Source organism: Streptomyces sp. 378 (genome assembly GCF_030124145.1).
In the GTDB taxonomy this organism is placed as follows: domain Bacteria; phylum Actinomycetota; class Actinomycetes; order Streptomycetales; family Streptomycetaceae; genus Streptomyces.
In genome coordinates, this window is record NZ_JASKMS010000011.1 from 173,338 (window position 1) to 190,286 (window position 16,949).

14 protein-coding genes and 1 pseudogene are annotated in these 16,949 nt (G+C 68.9%); 6 read left to right on the top strand and 9 right to left on the bottom strand.

What is annotated here, in order from left to right; genetic code table 11:
* Positions 1-641: 641 nt before the first annotated feature.
* From QNO09_RS17670 to QNO09_RS17680, 3 genes and pseudogenes are all read left to right on the top strand, one after another.
* Positions 642-1,535 carry a rhamnogalacturonan acetylesterase gene (locus tag QNO09_RS17670; protein WP_283971146.1) on the top strand — a complete coding sequence of 298 codons (894 nt, stop codon included), beginning with the start codon at positions 642-644 and terminating at the stop codon, positions 1,533-1,535.
* A 59-nt stretch (positions 1,536-1,594) separates the two neighbouring features.
* Positions 1,595-2,050: pseudogene (locus tag QNO09_RS17675) on the top strand (hypothetical protein); the annotation flags it as partial.
* Positions 2,051-2,121: 71 nt separating this feature from the next.
* Complete coding sequence (locus tag QNO09_RS17680) at positions 2,122-3,690, top strand: CocE/NonD family hydrolase (RefSeq protein ID WP_283971147.1); 1,569 nt, start codon at positions 2,122-2,124, stop codon at positions 3,688-3,690.
* Between the two features lie 222 nt (positions 3,691-3,912).
* Here the strand turns inward: QNO09_RS17680 and QNO09_RS17685 are convergent, their stop codons facing one another.
* Positions 3,913-4,656, bottom strand: a complete 744-nt coding sequence (locus QNO09_RS17685) for an amino acid ABC transporter ATP-binding protein (protein WP_283971148.1) — start codon at positions 4,654-4,656, stop codon at positions 3,913-3,915.
* A 140-nt stretch (positions 4,657-4,796) separates the two neighbouring features.
* Complete coding sequence (locus QNO09_RS17690) at positions 4,797-5,204, bottom strand: DUF6278 family protein (RefSeq protein ID WP_283971149.1); 408 nt, start codon at positions 5,202-5,204, stop codon at positions 4,797-4,799.
* Between the two features lie 219 nt (positions 5,205-5,423).
* Between QNO09_RS17690 and QNO09_RS17695 the strand changes: the two genes are divergently transcribed.
* Positions 5,424-7,190, top strand: coding sequence for an SGNH/GDSL hydrolase family protein (locus tag QNO09_RS17695; RefSeq protein ID WP_283971150.1), 1,767 nt, complete (start codon positions 5,424-5,426; stop codon positions 7,188-7,190).
* On the opposite strand, the gene QNO09_RS17700 is transcribed toward QNO09_RS17695, so the two are convergent.
* From QNO09_RS17700 to QNO09_RS17715, 4 genes are all read right to left on the bottom strand, one after another.
* Entirely contained in the window at positions 7,187-7,972 is a 786-nt protein-coding gene (locus QNO09_RS17700) for an exodeoxyribonuclease III (RefSeq protein WP_283971151.1), read from the bottom strand. The genes QNO09_RS17695 and QNO09_RS17700 overlap by 4 nt on opposite strands.
* Positions 7,973-8,023: 51 nt before the next feature.
* Positions 8,024-8,659, bottom strand: coding sequence for an MBL fold metallo-hydrolase (locus tag QNO09_RS17705; RefSeq protein WP_283971152.1), 636 nt, complete (start codon positions 8,657-8,659; stop codon positions 8,024-8,026).
* A gap of 34 nt (positions 8,660-8,693) precedes the next feature.
* Entirely contained in the window at positions 8,694-10,001 is a 1,308-nt protein-coding gene (gene pcaDC, locus QNO09_RS17710; RefSeq protein WP_283971153.1) for a bifunctional 3-oxoadipate enol-lactonase/4-carboxymuconolactone decarboxylase PcaDC, read from the bottom strand.
* A gap of 457 nt (positions 10,002-10,458) precedes the next feature.
* A complete protein-coding gene (locus tag QNO09_RS17715) occupies positions 10,459-11,664 on the bottom strand; it encodes a site-specific integrase (protein ID WP_283971154.1) in 1,206 nt (401 codons plus the stop codon).
* 882 nt (positions 11,665-12,546) lie between these two features.
* Between QNO09_RS17715 and cutA the strand changes: the two genes are divergently transcribed.
* Entirely contained in the window at positions 12,547-12,867 is a 321-nt protein-coding gene (gene cutA / locus QNO09_RS17720; RefSeq protein WP_283971155.1) for a divalent-cation tolerance protein CutA, read from the top strand.
* Between the two features lie 69 nt (positions 12,868-12,936).
* On the opposite strand, the gene QNO09_RS17725 is transcribed toward cutA, so the two are convergent.
* Entirely contained in the window at positions 12,937-14,178 is a 1,242-nt protein-coding gene (locus tag QNO09_RS17725) for a helix-turn-helix transcriptional regulator (RefSeq protein WP_283971156.1), read from the bottom strand.
* A 131-nt stretch (positions 14,179-14,309) separates the two neighbouring features.
* Here QNO09_RS17725 and QNO09_RS17730 point away from each other — a divergent pair, with 131 nt between their 5' ends.
* The gene (locus QNO09_RS17730) at positions 14,310-14,819 is read left to right on the top strand and encodes an ATP-binding protein (protein ID WP_283971157.1); all 510 of its coding nucleotides are present in this window, start codon (positions 14,310-14,312) and stop codon (positions 14,817-14,819) included.
* Positions 14,820-14,881: 62 nt separating this feature from the next.
* On the opposite strand, the gene QNO09_RS17735 is transcribed toward QNO09_RS17730, so the two are convergent.
* Both QNO09_RS17735 and QNO09_RS17740 read right to left on the bottom strand, forming a co-directional pair.
* Positions 14,882-15,382, bottom strand: coding sequence for an SAM-dependent methyltransferase (locus tag QNO09_RS17735; protein WP_175435692.1), 501 nt, complete (start codon positions 15,380-15,382; stop codon positions 14,882-14,884).
* Between the two features lie 72 nt (positions 15,383-15,454).
* A complete protein-coding gene (locus QNO09_RS17740) occupies positions 15,455-16,843 on the bottom strand; it encodes an NsdA family TPR-like regulatory protein (protein ID WP_283971158.1) in 1,389 nt (462 codons plus the stop codon).
* Positions 16,844-16,949: the final 106 nt, after the last annotated feature.

Here is a 16,949-nt window from a genome sequence, read left to right on the forward strand (position 1 = left end):
CCTGATGGCATGATCGTGTCAAGACTCGCCGTCGTTCTCCGTTGTCAGCACTGGTATTGCTCGTGCTGCGACGCGGCCATAAGCTCCAGCCATCGGTGCAAACGCTTTAACCGATGCTCCCCGGTCGGCGGATTGCCGTCTCCCTGCACGGGGTGGCCCAGGCGCCCCGGGAAGCGGGGAAGGCTGGTGGTGGACGATGGCGCGACGGGCGAGTGAGCCCGGAGGCGGCCGACCGCGGCCCACGATCCGCGAGGTGGCGGACCGGGCCGGCGTGTCGTCGCCACCGTCTCCCGCATCCTGACCGGCGACCACCCGGCCTCACCCGCCACTCGCAGGCGCGTCATGCACGCCGTCGAGGAACTGGACTACGTGGCGAATGCCCACGCCCGCGCCCTCGCGGGCACATTCGCCAAGAGCACGGGCATCTCCCCGGTCAAGGATGGGAAGTGATTGAAGTGCGCATGACATTATGTCGCGGAGGGCATCGGGTCAGGCTGGCAGCCGCGGGTCTCCTGACCCTGGCGACGCTGGCCGGCACCGGTGCGGCGCATGCCGATGCGGCCACGCCGGCTCTGCCGGCCGGTTGTTCCGGCACTGCGCCGGTCAAGTGTCACTACGCGGTCTCACCCGGCAACTACGACGTGACGATCTCCATCGGTGGCGGCACCTCCGACGGGCAGACCGAGATGTGGGTGGAGGCCCGGCGGCTGATGCTTCCGGCTACGAGGACGGCGGCTGGAGCCGTCGCCTCCTACTCGTTCACGGTCAACGTACGGCAGCCGGAGGGGCAGCCGACCGGCCAGGGCGGCACCGGAAACCCTGGTCTGGACATCCGGTTCGCGGGGTCCAACCCCCAGGTGTCGGCCGTCTCGGTGAAGCCGGCGACCCAGCCGATGGTCGCCTACCTGGCCGGTGACTCAACCGTGTGCGACCAGCTGATCGCCCCGTACGCCGGCTGGGGCCAGATGATCACGCCTGCGGTGCGTCCCGGCGCGGCCGTCGCCAACTACGCCGACTCCGGAGAGAGTTCGGGCAGCTTCCGGAGCAACTCGGCGCTCTTCCCGGCCCTGCTGTCGAAGGTCAGGGCGAACGACGCGGTCTTCATCCAATTCGGCCACAACGATAAGCAGACCAGCGCGTCCGCCTTCCGGAGCAACCTCACGTCCATGATCACGCAGGTCCGTGCGAAGGGCGGCGTCCCGGTCCTGGTGACCCCGCCGGTCCGCCGGCACTTCAACGGCAACCGGCTCACGCCAACGGCGCTGCATGTCAACGGTGTGGGCGTGAACCTGCCCGCCGAGATGCGCTCGCTCGGCGCGGCGCACAACGTGCCGGTGGTCGACCTGACCACCAAGAGCAAGACGCTGGTGGAGTCCCTCGGCCCGTCCGCCTCCGCGCAGCTCTTCCTCCGCTCCTCCGTCGACGGCGTCACGGACAACACCCACTTCTCGCAGTACGGTGCTACCCAGTTCGGCGGGCTGGTGCTCCAGAGCATCCGGGAGCAACGCCTGCCCCTGGCCACGTACCTGCGCTGACTGACGCGCGGCGGCGCCCGTCTCCGGGAGAGACCCCATGCAGCAATTCCGGACCCTGATACATGTCGGCCATGCTGCCCGGAGTGCGTCACCATCGACGCCGAACCGGGGCCGGACCGGGGTGCGCGGACAGGCGACGAGCGCCACCGCATGGACCCCGGCATCACGGAGTACGTGCTGCCGGCCCGGCTCACCGCGGGTGACCGCCGCGACGCCCGCCCCGTGTTCCTCTTCTGCGGTCAGCGGGCCGTCACCAACCAGGCGGCCACCCGCTACCTCGCGCGCCGCCACGAGCGCCTGTCCCGCACGTACGGCAGGGGGGAGTTCGTGCGGCTGCTCAAGGTGATCAGCTCTCAGGCGTACGGCCCCGGACGTCGTCGAAACCGGTGGAGGACGTGACGCGAGCGGCGCGGACCCCGCCGCCCGTCGCGGCGACGACGGCTCCACGCAATACACACCGCGCCTCCCGACGTGCTCCACTGCTCAACAATCGTTACTGGCACGTAACTTACTGACGGGTTACCCCTGGTAAGCCACCGAGGTTACCGTTCGGTCACTTTGCACTGACACGAGTGAGGAGTGACCCGTGGGACCCCACCGCAAGGCCCTGCGCACCACCGCCGTAGGCGCCGTCTCGGCGACCCTGGTCGCCGGCACCGCCCTCGGATTCGCCCCCACCGCCCAGGCGGCACCGCACCCCGTCCGCTTCGTCGACATCGCCGGCGACGGCGGCACCGTCCTCAAGGCCAACGTCGTCACCCCCGCCGGCGCTCGTGACGGCAACCGCTACCCGCTGCTCGTGATGCCCACGAGCTGGGGACTGCCCCAGATCGAATACCTGGCCCAGGCCCAGAAGCTCGCCGACTCCGGGTACGTCGTGGTCACCTACAACGTGCGCGGCTTCTGGCAGTCGGGCGGCGAGATAGAAGTGGCCGGCCCACCCGACGTGGCCGACGCGTCGAAGGTGATCGACTGGGCGCTCGCCCACACCCCCGCGGACGCCGGGCACATCGGCATGGCGGGGGTGTCCTACGGCGCGGGCATCAGCCTGCTCACCGCCGCGCACGACCGGCGGGTCAGGGCGGTCGCCTCGCTCAGCGGCTGGGCCGACCTGATCGGGTCGATCTACGCCGGGCGCACCCAGCACGTCCAGGGCGCCGCCCTGCTGGACGGCGCGAGCGTGGTGACGGGCCGCCAGAGCGCCGAACTGCGGCAGACTTTCGACGACTTCTACAGCTCCAACCTGGCGAAGGAACCCGAGCTCATCGCCTGGGGGAAGAAACGTTCCGCTGCGACCTACGTCGACCGGATCAACCGGAACGGCGCGGCGATCATGCTCGCCAACGCCTGGGGCGACAGCGTCTTCCCACCCAACCAGTACGCCGACTTCTACGAGAAGCTGACCGGCCCGAAGCGGCTGGAGATGCGGCCCGGTGACCACGCCACCGCCGAGCTGACCGGTCTGTTCGGGCTGCCCAACGACGTGTGGAAGAACACCGAGCGCTGGTTCGACCACTACCTCCGGGGCGAGGACAACGGCATCGACCGTGAACAGCCCGTCCAGCTCAAGTCCCGCTCCACGGACGGCTACGAGGGCTACCCGGACTGGAAGTCGCCCGGCGCCGACCACCGAAAGATCGCCCTCGCGGGCACGACCACGATCCGGGCCAACGTGAACTCGGGTGCGGACGGCGGGGTCGTCTTCCTGTCCAGCATCCTCGACCAGGTGGCGAAGGTGCCGCCGATGGCCTCGATCCCGCTGATCCCCCGCCGCTGGGCGGCCGTCTGGCAGTCCGAGAGGTACACCTCGGCCCAACGGGTGCGCGGCACGGCCAGGTTGCACACGACCCTCACCCCGACCAAGGAGAGCGGCACCCTCGTCGCCTACCTGTACGACGTGGGGCCGCTCGGCCTCGGCAAGCTGGTCACCAACGCGCCGTACACCTTCCACGGGCGCACCCCCGGAAAGCCGTTCGGCGTCGACCTGGAGCTGTACTCCACGGCCTACGACGTCCCGGCCGGGCATCGCCTCGCCCTGGTCGTCGACACGGTCGACCCGCTCTACATCGAGCACAACCCGTCCGGCGCGCAGCTGACCTTCTCCTCACCGGCGAACGACCCGTCGTACGTGTCGGTTCCGCTGCGCGAGCAGTGATCTCCGGCTGCCGCCGGACGGGCCTGGCCTATGTGAACCGCCGCCCCCATGGCCTTCGGGCCGTGGGGGCCGCACCCGGTGGGAATGTCCCGCGGACCGGGCGGGCGGTCTGCTCACCCCTGGCGGGATCGGCGGCCTTCGGTGAAGTCCCCCTCTCCGACAGGGATGAAGGGCACATCGTAGTCGAGGTCCGATCCGATGAGCCGTCCGGTGCCCGCTCCTTCAGTGCTTGAGGATCTTGGAGAGGAAGTCCTTGGCGCGGTCGCTGCTGGGGTCGGTGAAGAACTCGTCGGGGGTGCGGTCCTCGACGATCCGGCCGTCGGCCATGAAGACGACGCGGTTGGCGGCCGAGCGGGCGAAGCCCATCTCGTGCGTGACGACGACCATGGTCATGCCGTCGCGGGCTAGTTGCTTCATGACCTCCAGCACCTCGTTGATCATCTCCGGGTCGAGGGCCGAGGTCGGCTCGTCGAAGAGCATCGCCTTGGGCTCCATGGCCAGGGCGCGGGCGATCGCCACGCGCTGCTGCTGGCCGCCGGAGAGCTGCGCCGGGTACTTGTCCGCCTGGTCGGCGACACCGACCCGCTCCAGGAGTTCCCGGGAGCGCTTGTCGGCCTCCTCCTTTTTGCGCCCGCGCACCTTGACCTGCCCCAGCGAGAGGTTCTCCAGGACCGTCTTGTGGGCGAAGAGGTTGAACGCCTGGAAGACCATGCCGACGTCGGCGCGCAGCCGGGCCAGGGGCTTGCCCTCCTCCGGCAGCGGTTGCCCGTCGAGGACGATCTCCCCGGACTCGATGGTCTCCAGACGGTTGATCGCCCTGCAGAGGGTCGACTTCCCCGAGCCGGACGGGCCGATGACCACGACCACCTCCCCTCGGCCGACGGTGAGGTTGATGTCTTGAAGGACATGCAGGTCCCCGAAGTGCTTGTTGACGTCACGCAGCTCGATCAGCGGCTCGACGGCCATGCTCAGCCCTACTCACTCTCAGCTGTGTGGTGGTTGCCGCAACGTATCCAGGCAAGATCGCGGTTGTCGGGCGACACGCACTTTTCGATCATTAGCCGTATTTACGTCGAACGTTGGGCCAACGGGTGCCGTCATGAGGCTCACGACTCCGCGACTTCGGCGTACAGCTGCGACAGCTCGGGGACCCCGTTGACGGCCCACTCGTGCCCGGAGTCCACCACGTCGAACTCCCGGCCGGAGGTCAGTCGTACGACCGGCTGCCCGTCGGACCGGATCTCCCAGGCGGCCCCCGGCACGGTGCGCACGATGACGGTGCCGAGGTAGAGCCCGGCGTCGTTGCCGAGCCAGTGCAGGGTCTCCTCGTCGTCCCGCCAGCGCGGCACGAGCTGGTCCAGCGCTTCGAGGGAGGCCGCCGAGTCGTCCAGCCGGACACCCTCCCGGTACGCCTGGGAGCGGAGCAGTTCGCACTCGGCGAGGAGTTCCGCGATGCCTGCGGGATCGGGGAATCCGATCTTCTGGCGCCGGTTGCCCAGGAAAGGGATGTTCATACGTCCAGCGTGTCATTCGTACGGCCGTATGCACCACAGGGCGCGCGGGCCCGCCGACCCGGGTCGTTCAGGCCGAGTTCACGCGGCGCGCGTTGACGCGCCCCTGGGGTCTCCCTGACTTCACCGTGCGTCTTGCGTCCCGGCCCTCGTTACCTCTGCGGTTTCGTCCCTGCGTTTCGTGTTGCCGCGTCGTGTGTCGCTGAGCGGGAGGAGTCGGCCGTGCGCCGATGTGTCCGAAGCATCTCGGTCGTCCTGGCCCTGTGCGGGTCGTCGGTCCCGGCGGTCTCCGCGCAGGCCGCCGAGGAGGGGCGGGCCGCACCGGCACCGCTGGAACGATTGTTCGACAACGTGGCCGTCAGCGACGACAGCCGTCCCGGTGAGGCCGACTTCGACGGGTCCGGCACCTCCCTGTCGGCGCGGGACCTCACGGCCGCGGGCTGGACGCCCGGTCGCGTCCTGACCGTGCAGGGTGCCCGGCTGACCTGGCCCGACCGGCGGCCCGGCCGGCCGGACAACGTCCGCGCCGCCGGGCAGGACGTCCGGATCACGGGGCGCGGGGACGCCCTCGCCTTCCTGGTGGCGGGCACCGCCGGTACGGAGGTGGGCGGCCGGGGCACGGTCACGTACGCGAACGGCTCCCGCTCCGGCTACCGGCTGACCGCACCCGACTGGCGCACCGGCCCGCTCGCGACCAAGGCGGTGGCCCTGCCGCACCTGAACACGCCGGCCGGCCAACTCACCCGGCAGGCCCGCCTGTACGCCGTGACGGTGCCGCTGGTCCCGGGGCGTCCGGTCGCCTCCGTCCGGCTGCCGAACGCGGCCGGGCTGCACGTCTTCGCGGTGTCGGTACGGACCGCCACCCGGGGCTGGACGGGCAGCTGGACGGCCGCCACGGGCGGTTACGCCACTGTGGGGCCCTGGACGGACCGGACGCTGCGGCTGGTCGTGCACACGTCGGCCGGCGGGTCCCGTGTGCGGGTGCGGTTCGACAACACCTTCGCGGCGGCCCCGGTACGGATCGGCAGCGCGACGGTGGCGGTCCGGGCGTCGGGCGCGGCCTCGCGCGGCACCCCGGCGGCGTTGGCCTTCGGCGGTGCGGCGGGCGTGACGATCCCGGCCGGGGGCCAGGCGTTCAGCGATCCGCTCGGCTTCTCCGTACCGGCGGACGCCGATCTGCTGGTGAGCTTCCATCTGCCCGGCACGGTGGCCGCGGCGCCCGTGCACGGGCTGGCCCAGCAGCGCTCCTACGTCAGCGAGCCCGGCGACCACGCGGCGGACGGCGCCCCCGGGGCGTACACCTCGGTGATCACCCGCTGGCCGCTGCTCGCCGGGGTCGACGTCGGCGGCGGGCCCGGATCCGTGGTCCTGCTCGGGGACTCGATCACCGACGGCGACAAGTCCACCGTGGACGCGAACCGGCGCTGGCCGAACGTCCTGGCCGGCCGGCTCCTCGGGCAGGACACCGTCCCGCGCTACGGCGTGCTGAACCTCGGCGTCTCGGGCAACCGCGTGGTCACCGACCGCTACCCCGGCGACGGGGTGTCCACGGACACGGCGGGGGTGAGCGCCCTGCACCGCTTCGACCGGGACGTCCTCGCCCGGCCGACGGCACGCACCGCCGTCGTCTTCGAGGGCGTCAACGACCTGCGGTGGGGCACCTCGGCGGAGCAGGTGATCGATGGGCTGCGCGACCTCGCGGCGCGCGGGCACGCCCGCGGGCTGCGGATGCTCGCGGCGACGATCCTGCCCTGCGAGGGCGAGGCGCGGTGCACGCCCGCCGTCGACACCGAGCGGGTCGCGGTGAACGAGTGGATCCGCACCAGCGGGGTCTTCGACGGGGTGCTCGACTTCGATGCGGTGGTGCGTGACCCGCGGCGGCCCTCCCGGATGCTGCCCGCCCACGACAGCGGGGACCATCTGCATCCGGGCGACGCGGGGCTGGCGGCCCTGGCGGACTCGGTCGACCTGCGGCTGCTGCGGCCCTAGACGTCCAGATCCAGGTCCACGACCACGGGCGCGTGGTCCGAGGCGCCCTTGCCCTTGCGCTCCTCGCGGTCCACGTACGCGTCGCTGACCGCCTTCGCGAAGGGTGCGTTGGCGTACACCAGGTCGATGCGCATGCCGCGGTTCTTCGGGAAGCAGAGCTGGCGGTAGTCCCAGTAGGTGAACGGGTGCTCGTACTTCAGGGGCCGCGGGACCACGTCCGACAGGCCGGCCTCGCGCAGGGAGGCCAGGGCGGCGCGCTCGGCGGGGGTGACGTGGGTGGAGCCCTCGAAGAAGGCGGGGTCGAAGACGTCGTCGTCCGTCGGCGCCACGTTGTAGTCGCCCATCACCGCGAAGGGACGGCTGCCCGCCGCGTCACCGGCGACGGCGGCCTTGAGGGCCTCGAACCACTGGAGCTTGTAGGCGTAGTGCGGGTGGTCCACCTCACGGCCGTTCGGCACGTAGACCGACCAGACGCGGAGCGGGCCGCAGGTCGCCGAGAGGGCGCGGGGCTCCACCGAGCCGTCGAACCCGGGGTCGCCGGGCAGGCCCTTGACGACGTCCTCGAGGCCGACGCGGGAGAGCACCGCCACGCCGTTCCACCGGCCGGTGGCGTGGACGGCCGACTCGTAGCCCAGCTCGCGCAGTTGCTCCGCCGGGAACTGCTCCTCGGCGACCTTGGCCTCCTGGAGGCACAGCACGTCCGTGCCGCTGCTCTCCAGCCAGGCCAGGAGCCTCGGCAGGCGGGCGGTGATCGAGTTCACGTTCCAGGTCGCGATGCGCATGTCCCACAACCTACCCGGAGGGTCCGACAACGCGGCCGGCCCCGTGACGGCCTAGACCTCCGCGGAGTCTCCGGGCGTCAGCCGCAGGTGCTCCGAACCGCCGAGCTGCCCGATCTGGCGGTCGTAGATCGGGCGGGCCAGGTCGGTGAGGAGGGCGTCGTGGACGTCGTAGGCGCGCTGCGGCCCCACCTCGCGCACGTAGTCGATGACCTCGGAGATCTTGCTCCAGGGGGCCATCACGGGGAGCATCAGCGTCTCGACCGGGTGATCGGGGACGGTGAGGGCGTCGCCGGGGTGGAAGACCCTGCCGCCGTCGACGAGGTAGCCGACGTTGGTGACGCGCGGGATGTCCGGGTGGATCACCGCGTGGAGTTCGCCGTGGACCTGGACGTCGAAGCCCGCGGCATCGAAGGTGTCGCCGTGGCCGACGGTGTGGACGCGGCCGGGGAAGGCGGAGGAGATCTTCTCCGCGACGGCCTTCAGGGTCCAGATCTCGGCGGCCGGATTGTTCTCCATCGCGGCCCGCAGCCGGAACTCGTCGAAGTGGTCGGGGTGCTCGTGGGTGACGAGGATCGCGTCGGCGCCGAGCGCGGCGTCCTCCTCGCTGAAGGCACCGGGGTCCAGGACGAGGGCCCGGCCGTCCTTCTCGAGGCGGACGCAGGCGTGCGACATCTTCGTGAGCTTCATGACTCCATCCTGCCTCCGTGCCCCGGCGCGGGGCTCACTCCTGGGGCGTGGTCTCCTCGCGGATGACCTGCTGGGCCACCTTGAAGGCGCTGTTCGCGGCCGGTACACCGCAGTAGACGGCCGCCTGGAGCAGCACTTCCTTGATCTCGCCGGGGGTGAGGCCGTTGCGCAGGGCGGCTCTGGTGTGGAAGGCCAGCTCGTCCAGGTGACCGCCGGCGACCAGGGCGGTGAGGGTGACACAGCTGCGGGTACGGCGGTCCAGTCCGGGACGGTCCCAGATCTCGCCCCAGGCGTAGCGGGTGATGAACTCCTGGAAGTCCCCGGAGAACTCGTCGGCCTGGGCCAGCGCCCGGTCCACGTGCGCGTCGCCCAGCACCTCGCGGCGGACCTTGATCCCCGCGTCGTACGGGTCGGGCCGGCCCTGGGCCTGCTGCGGTACGGCGACCGGGGCGATCTCGGCGACGGGCCCGGTCTGCGGGGGCTGCGGCGAGGCGGGAGACAGGACCGGTCTGAGGGCGGCCGGGGGCAGGGCGGTCAGGCCGGTGGAGGTCTCGAAGGCGGGCTGCCAGGCGGTGGAGAAATGCCGCACCAGCAGGTCGGTGACCGCGGTGGGCTGCTCAACCGGGACCAGGTGGGAGGCGCCGGGGACGACGGCGAGACGTGCGTCCGGGATGCCGGCGACCAGCGTCCGGGCCTCGGCGGGGCCGGTGACCTGGTCGTCCGACCCGACCAGGACCAGGGTCGGTACGCCGACCCGCCCGAGCTCGGGACGGACGTCGAACGAGGCGAGCGCCTCGCAGGAGGCGATGTAGCAGCCGGGGTCGGTGGTGCGCACCATCTGCACGGCCCACTCGGTGATCGCGGGCTGCGCGGCGGCGAACCCGCCGGTGAACCAGCGCTCGGGCGCGGTACGGGCGATCGGGTCGAGGCCGTTGGTGCGGACGATCACACCTCGCTGCCGGAACTCGTCGGCCGTGCCGAAGCGGGGGGAGGCCGCGATCAGCGCGAGCGAGGCGAGCCGCTCCGGGTGGCGCAGGGCCAGCTCGATGCCGACGGCACCGCCGAGCGCGCAGCCCGCATAGCCGAAGCGCTGCACACCGAGCCCTTCGAGGGTGGCCAGCAGTCGCGTGGCGAGATCGGCGACCGACCCGGCCGGGTACGCGGGTGCGCCGCCGTGACCGGGCAGATCGAACCGGAAGACCCGCCAGTGCTTGATCAGCTCGGGAATCTGGCGGTCCCACATGTGCCATGTGGTACCCAGTGAGGGACCCAGGATCAGGACCGGGGCCTCTTCTGGCCCGTCAAAGCGGTATTGCAGGGTGTTCGGTGGTGTCTCGCTCACCCGTCTGAGCCTCTCATCTGTCACGAGATGTCACATCGCCGGGGTGGACCTAGCGGGCCTTGCCCCGCTCCGGTCCTGCCAACGAGATCCCAGGTATACATTCTCCGGCATGTACTCGTGGCCGTGTCGGCAGTGGGCCCTCCGGGCGCGTGCCCTCCTTCAGCCGCTACGAGCAACGCTTTCCTCTTTGATCACGGCCTCCAGGCGGTTCAGGAAGCAGCATCGAGTGTGGTGGCACGAACGAGGCTCGGCGCGATCCACCTGGAAACCTTCCGAAACCCCGCCCAACAGCAACTTAAACGCCACACGGTGAACGCTTGGTAGAAGGCTTGGCCGTAGCCGGATGCTCTCAGTTACAGCCACCGGTCCAAAACCAGCAAGCGGACTCCGAAGCCCCCTCGCCCCAATCCTGCAGGCCATACGGCGCGCAAGTTGCTCGGCTCATAGTCCGCGTGGCTCACTCTTGCCCCTCTGCCGTAGCCCCGTGCAGGCCATCCCAAGTGGTGGCGGCTCCGCGAAGATCTTCTACATCCGGCTTGACGTACCACCGCTTGGTCGTCTTTACGTTCGTATGTCCGGCCCATCGCGCGAGGATGTGGTCCGGGACGCCGTTGTTGGCCAGGAAGGTGAAGCACGACGAGCGTGCGTCGTAGAGCCTGACGCGACGGAGCCCGAGAAGCTCCATAAGCCGGTACGCGCGTCGGCGAAGTTGCTTGATCGTGAAGGCGTCGCCCGTCTCATGCGCCAGCACGTAGCCCGACACCGTGTACGCCTCCCCCAAAGCGAGCCTCTCCTCGGCTTGGAGAGCCCGGAATGCCTTGAGGGCTCCCAGCACAAGCGCCGGCAGCGGCAGGTCCCGCTCACCCGCAAGAGACTTGGTGTCCTTCTCCACCACGTACCGGTTGCCCATCATCGTGCGCGTGTTGGCAATGACGATCGTGGCGTTCTCCAAGTCAACGTCTTCCCACCGGAGGCCGCAGACTTCAGCTGGGCGAAGCCCCATCAGCGAAAGAAGAAGCGCAGCATAGAGACGCTCGCCCCTAATTCCATGGATGAATTTCTGAACCTCCTGGACGTTCCAGGGCGGCACCTCCTCTTTAGTCTTCCGTTCTTCCTTGCGCGCTCTCCGGGGAATGGTCACGTGCGCAGCGACATTGACGTACACCAACCGCCGGGTAACGGCTCTCCCCAGCGCTTCCTTCAGCCGAGCGAGGCTCATATCCACACTCGTGACACTGAGTGGCGTCCCGGCCCTTTTACCACGCACGCGGCCATGCGCCAGCGCCCAGTCTCTCCACTCTTCCACGTGCTCTTCAGTAAGGTCCTGGAGACGGATATTGCCGAGCCTCCCCCGAACTCGGTCCAGGGTAATCCCGTAGTTGTAGATGGTGGTTTCTTCGAGATCCTCCGCTTTCATGGCCAGCCATCGGTCGAGCCACTCATTCACGGTGATCTTGTTGGGCGGCACAAGCGACCCATCATGCCGCCGGTTAGTTATGTTTGCGTACTCAGCCCTAGCTTCCTTCAACGAGTCGAAGGTGCGCCTCAACTGCTTACGCTTACCAGTTTCGGGGTCGATTCCTGCGTCGACAACAAACCGGTATCGAACCTTCCCCTTCGAGTTCGGTGGAAGTTTCTTGATGGGATCGGACAGAGTACTCACTCTCCTTGAGGGTGTGGAAACTGCACGCGGGCGGAGGGGCCACTGCGCTTCAGCGAAGGGTGCCGCGGGTATCACCGCTGCGGTAGCCGATGCTCCTCCTCTCCCTCCCCGGTGGGTTTGGGGAGCGCTGCCTTCTTCTGTGTCCGCTACGGCTCCACTGTCAAGTACAGCCAAATGCGGACCTGCTCAATGGTCGCGAAGATCGCCGGTTTGGCTAACCGGCAATCTTGGTCTATGTTGCGCTCGCGCTCCGAAAAGAGGCTCGCCCCGACTGCCAGCCTCGACGCCAATCGATCCGCCCCCGTATGTGGATCCGGCATGAACGGTCCACCGTGTATCGCACAAAGAGTAAGCGGACAGGGGCGGCCGGCCGGACTGATCGGAGGACGCGCATCGGCGGAAATACTCCTCATCGGATCTCCAGGCGGGTCGCTTACCGACCTCGCACTTCCGAGGTGTTGTACGTTGACATACACCCGGAGAGGGTTCCAGTCCTTCGAGCCCCTTTCTCGTCTGCCATGGGCGAAATGCCGAGTCAGCCTGAGGAAACAGAAAGAATTCGCCCTATCGGCCGACCTCGTCCGGGCCGCCGCTCGCTCTCCGCTAGGCACCCGCCGACGCGCTGTCGCCCCCGGAAGTCAGGGGCTCGCCGGCCTGCCTTGCGGTCAGTACGAAGCCCAACGGACGACACAACACCCCGGTGAGGTCACGCATCTATGCGGTCCACGCGTTCAGGTCGCCAAGCGTTTGAATGGCCTGCTGCCTGTCTCAGTGGTCCAGGTCGCTGGTTGAGTCCCGCCCGCCCACACCGGTAGCTACCGACTTCGATGCGCGCTGAACGGCTGGGTAGGGTCGCGGTACCCGAGCTGGAGAGGTAGTTGCATGGCCAACGAGATTGTGATCGCGCAGACGACCAGCGACAACGAGGATCAGGCGAAGGCGCTGGCCTGGGGCGCTGTCGAGAGCAAGCTGGCAGCGGGCGTCCACATCGATGCGCCGATCACCGCCTTCTACTGGTGGAAAGGGAAGGTTGAGACGGCGCAGGAGTGGCGGATCTCGTACATGACTACGACGGACCGTCTCCCGGCACTGGAGGCGTGGATGCACGAGAAACACCCGTACGACGTCCCCCAGTGGATCACATTGCCCGTGACCGGCGGTTCGGAGGCGTACCTGTCCTGGGTAGTCGCGGAGACGGCATAGGTCTGCGGAGCGACGGACCGGCCGTACGACTGTTCGCGTCCTGGGCTTGTCCGCGTGCCGCGCAGGGACTCAGGATGCGAACTGCCGCAGATGGCGGCTGAGTTCCTGCTCGCTGTCCGGGAGCGACGCTGCGATAGTCGATGCGCGCTCCTTGCCCATCGTGTTGGGTTTGGCCTGTGCCGCTGCGGCGAACTGGCGTGACACGTAGACCCCTTGGTCGACGTCACCTCCACGCAGCAGGGCCGACGCGAGATCACCGAGGACCACGACGCCTCCGTCCGGTAGTTCGTCTCCGAGTCGGTCGACTGCGGTGTCTGCTGTAGCGGTGAGTTCGGGACGCCCCAACTGCCCGTATACAGAGAGGGCCAGCGAATCCATGCGGTACGGGGTCACGAACCGGACCCACGCCTGCTCGTTGGTGTGATCCGCGAAGTCGTAAGCGAAGCGCGCTCGCTCCAACGCCCGGAGCGCCCCCATCTCGTCGCCGGCCGCCGCAGCCTCCTCCGCGTGCCTGCCGAGGACCCAGGCGGCAGCAGTAGCGTTGCCGTGGCCTCGCACATCGCTGGCCGCCTGGGAAAGGAACTCCAACTTCGCCTTCGGCGTCGAGGCGCCGTAGCTGCTGTAGGTCAAGGCCAGGGCTCGGAGCGGAGGGTGCCCGGCGGTCGTCGCGCACTGCGACGTGACCTTGTAGTAGGCGTCGGCTTTGTCGTGCTCACCCAGGTCCCAGGCGACCCAACCCGCCAGGGCGGCGGTTTCTCCAGCGGCGATAGTGAGAGCCCGCTCGTGCTCGCCGGCACGAGGCAGAGCCGCGGTGATCGCGTCAAGATGCGACTCGACCGTCCCTTGTAGCCGCCGGGCGCTGAGATTGAGTTCCTGGACGTGTAGTTCAGCGGCCCGGTCGATGAGCGCGACGGCGGAGGGCGAATCGATCTTGGACCCCTTACTGAGGGCGAAGGCGAGGCGCCCCCAGGGCTCGGCAGCCGCGCTCACGCCGACAGCGGCGCCACCCAGCAGCGTGCGACGCTTCACGGCGTCCTGGTCCTCCTCTGCACTGGCATGCCCCTTTCTCTTCCGAGCGCGGGCAGCCTTGGCCTCCCGCTGAAGCTCCTCGAAGGGCACACCGCAGGCCGCCGCGATGTGGGCGATTGTGTGATTGGTAGGGACGTTCTCGAAGTTCTCATAGCGGCTGATCTCTCGGCGGGTCATGGTGTCCCGGCCGGAGACAGCGTTGATCGCGTCTGCCTGCTCCTCCTGCGTCCTGCCCGCCTCCTGCCGGAGCCGGAGGAGCAGGTCGGCGAACGGATCTGGCATGAGTGTGACCTCTGTTGGTGGGCGGAATCCAATCATGGCCTCAATTCCCCCTCCGACTTTCCCCCTTGACAGATATTTCCCCCTCTGGATTCCCCTGGTCGACGGCGTCGCCACGCGGTGCGATAGCCCCCATGACCAGGCTCCAAGAGGAGACCCCGCCCGGCGGGGGCATCCGTAGCTTTGCCGACGTGGCAGGCGTGTCATGCGCGAGGTCGGTTCACGAAGACCGGCACAGCACATCGGCGAGGGCAGGCATACCGGCGGCATCCCATGGCTGTCAGGCGGCCTTTCTCCCTGATCTCGCGAAGGTTGGGGAGATGCGGCAGACAGCCGGGGCGTTCCTGCGGCGGTGCCGTGTTTCGGACCCGGTGGCGGGGGTCGTCGTACTGGCCGTCTCGGAGCTGGCCACCAACGCCGTGATTCACGGTGAGGGAGAAGTCGTGCTCCGGATCACGGTGGCCGTCGACGTGGTGCGTGTCTCGGTCACCGATCACAATCCGGCCCCAGCTGTACTCAAGGAAGCCGGACCCGACGGTGAATCCGGTCGCGGGATCCGGCTTGTCGATGCGATCTCAGACGCGTGGGAGAGCAGCGGCAAGGAGACGTGGTGTGAGTTCCGGTACGCGAGGGCTGAGGGTTGAGCCAGACTTCCAAATGGTTCCCGGCCATGCGGTTGACGAGTCGGGCAGCTCAGTCAATTCCCCTACAGGGGACGCTCGGAGGGCCGTTCGCTTGCCTTCGCCCAGTAGTTCGGTTCAAGCATCTCGCCAGGCCATGCGGGCTGACGGATCGGGCCCTGAGGCCCCATCTGTTCGAAGTACGGTGCCAGGTCGATCACGGGCGTCCCGTCGACGGCGTCGAGATCGGTGACCAGGAGGTCCCTGCCTTCGACCTTGAGCAACCGCGGGTAACTGACCGCCAGTTGGTTGGGGCGCCGGTGGTTGCGGTGGACGAACGTACCGGTCGCCGGCCAGTTCTGGTTTCCCCTTGGACTGCGTGCGTGGAGCTGGACGTCTTCAGGTCGGGCCAGATGGAAGCGCCAGGTCACGGTCAGGTGGGAGAACTCCTCGATTCCTTGCAGCGTTTCAAGGGGATACGCGTCGTCGAGCCGGATGATCGATTCGACCCCGCCTTGGTAGTCGTCCTGTACGCGAGTGTGGCCGCCGACGACCGTGGCGATCGACTTGACCTCGTAGGTCGGCATCAGCGCTCGTTCCTCTCCCTGGGCGTAGCGTGCGCGGCGGCCTCCGGTCAGCGCCGCGAAACCGTTCTGTGGTCAGCCTATGGCGCGCAACAAGCCTCGCGCGCGACGGTCCAGTTCGGCGACGTGGCGACCACCGCGCTGCCGGACGGGCGAGATGTCGCTCTGCATGCGGACGATGACGTCGCGGGCTCGCCCGGACTGGATACCGGCCATGGCGTCGAGTGCTTCGTTCCAGGTTGCGCATGCCTCGTCAAGGCGTCCCTGCTGGACTTGGACGGCGCCGAGGTAACCGAGCGTCACGCCGTGGGTACGGGCGAACTGCTGGCGTTGGCGCGTGGCCACGCTGCGCTTGAAGTGGATCTCCGCATCCCGAGGCTGGCCCATGTCACGCAGAGCGCAGGCCGTCTCGTGGGCGAGGGAGGCTTCCTGAAAAAAGCCGACGCGCGCCGGCGCCTCGTTGGTGTCGGCGCGGGCGAGGTCCCGCTCCGCGCGGCTGATGGCCGCGAGAGAACCGGCCCGGTCGCCGTCGGCCGCGAGTGCGCGAGCGTGGACGATCGCCAGAAGTGCCTTTTCACGATGGCTGGCTTGGCCGTAGCGGTCGCGGGACATCGAGGCGTCGGCCAGGGCGAGCGCCCTGCGTGGATGCCCGAGGTCCACAGCCTGGTGGGCGAGGGCGCGCAGGACATGACCACCGAGCGGTCCGTCTCCAGCTTCCGCCGCGATGCGGGCGGCAATGGTGAGGTAGCGCTGGGCAGTGCGGTGTTCACTGGCGTCGAACGCCATCCAACCGGCGAGGTAAGTCATCTCCGCCACGGCGGAGTACGTGTCGCGGCGGAGCTGATCTGTACGGAATCGGCCGCCAAGCAGCGGTACCGCACCGTCGAGCAGGTGGCTGGCGAGGGCCTTGCGGCCGGAAGCGCCGCCTCGCTGCTGGTCGCGCGCGGAGTAGTAGACCGTGAGGTCGCGGACGTCGTCGATGTCTGTCTGGGTCACCGGGCGCGGGGATGCCGGTCGGCGCTTCGCCGCTGCGGCGGGGGCGGCTGCCCACCACGAGGCTGTGGGCAGGGCGAGGCCGGCCGCAGAGTAGGCGGCGGTGGACAGCAGCTTGCGTCGGTGCATGTCGAGATCGTCGCTTCCCAACTCGGCCAGTGCGGTCAGAGGGTCGACGCTCCAGTCGGATCCGGTGTCGGTCGTGCCTGTTGGCTCTTCTTCCAGCCCGAGGTCGGCCACGGTGAGGTGGCGGCCGAGTCTGCGGGACAGCGTCTCGCGCAGGATATGCGGCGCTCTGCCACTCGGCTTCGTGCCGAGCACCCACATGGAGATGTGCGAGCGGGAGATCACCTCCAGCTCACGCACTCCACTCTCCGCGGCCACTCGAGCAACGGCAGCGGCTGCTTGTGGCTGGGACCAGCCTGCTTCGCGCAGGAGTGCGGCGAGGGCGACGTTTCGTTCACGGGCCATGGACTGCCCCTCGGGTCCGAAATGATCTTTGGCGCCTTTGGCGGCCTTCCGGTCCGCACAGGCATACCCCTCAGACGGGATTCACGGTTCGCTCAACGTAGCTGCC